This window comes from Salinivirga sp. (assembly GCF_035268865.1).
Lineage (GTDB): Bacteria > Bacteroidota > Bacteroidia > Bacteroidales > Salinivirgaceae > Salinivirga.
This window is the reverse complement of sequence record NZ_DATFKB010000162.1, coordinates 1-3,526: the sequence shown is the minus strand read 5'-3', so window position 1 is coordinate 3,526 and position 3,526 is coordinate 1. Positions and strand designations below refer to the sequence as shown.

General features: G+C 38.0%; 5 protein-coding genes. All 5 read right to left on the bottom strand.

The features are described from left to right. Window positions 1-1,278, bottom strand: a 1,278-nt coding sequence (locus VJ937_RS09525; protein WP_324066667.1) for a TonB-dependent receptor, incomplete at its 3' end; no start/stop codon positions are given. 110 nt (window positions 1,279-1,388) lie between these two features. Beyond that, complete coding sequence (locus VJ937_RS09520) at window positions 1,389-1,730, bottom strand: hypothetical protein (RefSeq protein WP_324066666.1); 342 nt, start codon at window positions 1,728-1,730, stop codon at window positions 1,389-1,391. Between the two features lie 193 nt (window positions 1,731-1,923). After that, the gene (locus VJ937_RS09515) at window positions 1,924-2,538 is read right to left on the bottom strand and encodes a response regulator transcription factor (RefSeq protein WP_324066665.1); all 615 of its coding nucleotides are present in this window, start codon (window positions 2,536-2,538) and stop codon (window positions 1,924-1,926) included. Beyond that, on the bottom strand, window positions 2,535-3,239 hold the full coding sequence (locus VJ937_RS09510; RefSeq protein WP_324066664.1) for a hemerythrin domain-containing protein: 705 nt from the start codon (window positions 3,237-3,239) through the stop codon (window positions 2,535-2,537). Before VJ937_RS09510 ends, VJ937_RS09515 begins: the two co-directional genes overlap by 4 nt. A 103-nt stretch (window positions 3,240-3,342) precedes the next feature. Continuing rightward, window positions 3,343-3,526: hypothetical protein (locus tag VJ937_RS09505; protein ID WP_324066663.1), on the bottom strand; the 184-nt coding region annotated here is incomplete at its 5' end.

Here is a 3,526-nt window from a genome sequence, read left to right as displayed (position 1 = left end):
CGTAACTTCAGATAAATTAAGATTTAGGTGGTATTGTGCTCCGGTAGTGTAGGAGAAGTCTTGTGTATACCCGTAATCGGCCAGTGAGCGTTCGGCACCATAATAAGAATCGCGATCAACTTTTTGACCAGAAGCAAAAATGGAAAGTTTATCGTGTGTCCTAAAAAACTGGTCGTATGTTAATGCTGCGGTTGTTATTCTGTGTTCAACAGCCTCAGCTATTGTTGATTCATGAAGGGGGTAGTTGAATTTATCTCCTCCGCGCCGTTTTTCATGAATATGGAATATATCAAATGACACCCGGCTGCGATTTGTAAACCGGTGAAACATACGGCTTCCTATTGTTGCGTTTTTTATGTTTGATAATTCTGAAAAGTCATCGCTATTGGCATCAAAGGGTGCTCTCTTTCTATAAAACCCATATAAAGCCATGCCGGTTTTACTGTCGGAGGAGATGAGTGATGTGTTAAGCTTTGCTGTAAAATCTGATGATGGGTTGGCATCTTTGAGTCCCACACCAATACTGCCGCGGCTTATATCCATTTCATATGAGTTGGTAATCGGATCTTTAAGTATCAGGTTAATGGTTCCTGCTATGGCATTGCTGCCATAAAGAGCTGAGCCTCCACCACGAACAACCTCAATTCGTTCAATCATGTTTTCGGGAATGAGTTCCAGTCCGTAAACTCCGGCCAGTCCACTAAAAATGGGTCGGCTGTTAATTAAAATTTGAGAGTAGGGGCCCTCCATTCCATTCATTCTAACTTGTGTAAATCCGCAGTTCTGGCAGTTGTTTTCCAGTCGCAATCCGGGCGAAAAGTCAAGCCCTTCGCTTAAGGTAGCAGCCTGAGCAAAGTCAAATACTTTGGGGGAAATGGTAGAAACAATAACAGAGGCATCTCGTCGGTTGGTTTTGTTTCGGTCTCCAGTTACAACAACCTCTTCAAGATTTAATACATCTTTTTTCAAATCGAATTTGATTTCTTTGGTTTGGCCTGCCTCCATTTGTATTTGTATAGATTTAGGGGCATGGCCCAATGCCTGAGCCGTAACTGTAAACTCCCCTACTGGCATATTCATAATTCTGTAATGGCCGGTTTCATCTGTGGTGGTTCCTATCGTGGTGCCTTCAATTAGTATGGTGGCAAAGGGTATGTGTTCGTTACAGCAAGTTACGTGACCTACAAGATTGGCATCGGTGCGGGATTCTTTTTGAGCTAATGCCGATACCGAAATACTAAACAGAAGGATATATATTGTTGCTAATTTGAAATTCATTGTTGTGAGTTTTTTTATCTTATGTGTTGCCCACATTAATATAAATTAATGGGTGTAATTAAAACGGAAAAAATTGGGAAAAGAGACGGTGGGCTGGTGTTGCCTGGTTGTTATTTTAAAGGAGGTGCCCGAAGCGGCTTGAAGGTGAGGAAAATCTCACCGAGACATTTTTTTCGTTTAATGCTCAAAATTATTCCGGGAGAAAATTTTACAGCCAGGCTAAATAATAAAGATGCTATAAATATCAGGTCGAAATGACTCAATAATACATATTCTAATAAATTATGGTGGTGCTTTTTTATTGGGGCATCGTCAGCAGATTTATTGAAAGGATGTGCATGTACTATTAAAGTACCATCGTCTGCCTCATGTACGTGCAAATAAATGGCTTTATTGGCAATTATAAAGATTGCTGTAAAAACTAATATTATGGATAAAAACCTCTTAAACACTGCATTTTATATTACCGGGAACAAACTTAAAAAATTATTATGTAGATATTTCTTTTTCGTATAAAAATGTACGAATACGAACAAATTACTTTTTAGCTTTAAGTTTTCATTTTTTGATCCCTCGTTATTGAAAGCAAAGATGGAGGTTTTGTCCGGAACCTGCAATCACTAAAAGTAAGGATAATTTGGTGGGTCAATCCCTATTTTTAGGGATGTCGTTTAAAATGTCAGATGCATCAATGAGTTTTGCTGTTACAGCATAGATGGCCATGCCCGAGGTTGTTCTGATTCCCAGTTTATTGCTGATGTTTTTCCGATGCGATATTACTGTATGTGTGCTAATGTGAAGTGTTTCTGCTATTTCTTTGTTGGAGAGTCCAAGGGCCATTTGTTTTAGTACGTCAATTTCTCGTTCCGAAAGTAGTTGGTAGACGGGTGGCTTTTCAGTTTTTTGAGTGAGGTAACGTACTACAATACTTCTTATTTCTTCTTCTGTATCGCTCAAATAAATAACATCCTGATAATCCTGGTGCAAATTTCGATGGTATATTGTAGTTATGATGCCGATAAGTATGGTGGATTCGAATTTTTCCAATACTTGCGGACGTATGCGAGGTCCACGGCAGCAACCCAGGGGGTTGAGCAACACCAGGTCGTAGTTTTTTTCATTTTTTTGAGCTAAAAATGTTTCCCAGCTTTCTATTTGGTCGATTTTTTCAATACATGATATTGAACGCAATATCTCTGCTAATCCCTGCCTGATAATGTCTGACGGCTCAATTATGAGTATTTTGCAGTTCTGGGTCATTTGATTGATTTTTCTTCAAGTTGGCGCACTAATGGTATTAAAATCTCATCCTCAATTTTAGCATGGGCTTTTAAATCTGCATCGAGTCGGTCGAGTGATAGAATAATGTTGCGACGAATACGGTAATCTTCATCGAAAGGGAGGTATTTGATAAGTAATTGCTTCAAATCATCGAGCTTTTCTTCAATATTGTCATGGTTTTCGCGATAGGTATCCACAGAATATTCAGCAGAAATTTCATCAGGGAGTTTTTGATTCTCCGCATAAAGGCTTAGAATATATGGAAAAGCTATGTCGTTTTCATATTCAAAATGCCGGTCTGCCTCATTTCTGTATTCAGCAAAAAATTGCTTGACCATTTGTATGGAAGTGTGATCGTTTTTTTCGGCAAGCAAAGCTATGTTTTCGGCAATTACCGGATAAAGTTCCTGAGTATAGTATTCGTGAGACACTGATAAATATTCTACAATAGATTTAATAGTGTCAACAGGCAGCTCAATATTGGGTGTGTGTTCCGGGTCAAGTTGCATTTTGAGCAAAACCATTAATAAATCAGAATCGATCCTTTTTTCTGTTGCTATTTGCTCAATTGTTTTTTCACCTAAACCGGGAAAAATGCTTAAACGTTCCAATACCAGAATTAGCTGCGGATACTTATATAGAATATTTGCCAGCTTATGTTGCTTTGTAATGGTTTCCATACTGAAATATTTTATGCAAAGTTAATGAAAACCAATGTGATTATTGGTCAATTAAAGCCTATTTAAACGCAGTGCAATTTAAATAAATCGCACTGCGTATATTTTATTTTATGCCAACAGGAATTTTGATTTGTAGACTTACGTTGCGTCCCATGTTGTTTAGCCCCAGTGGTTTTAGGGTAGATAAATGGTCAATGTATATTTCGTTAAACAGATTGTACACGTTTAGTGAAAAGTATATTTTTTGGTTTTTCCATTTTAAGCCACTGCTTAATTTTACATTAACC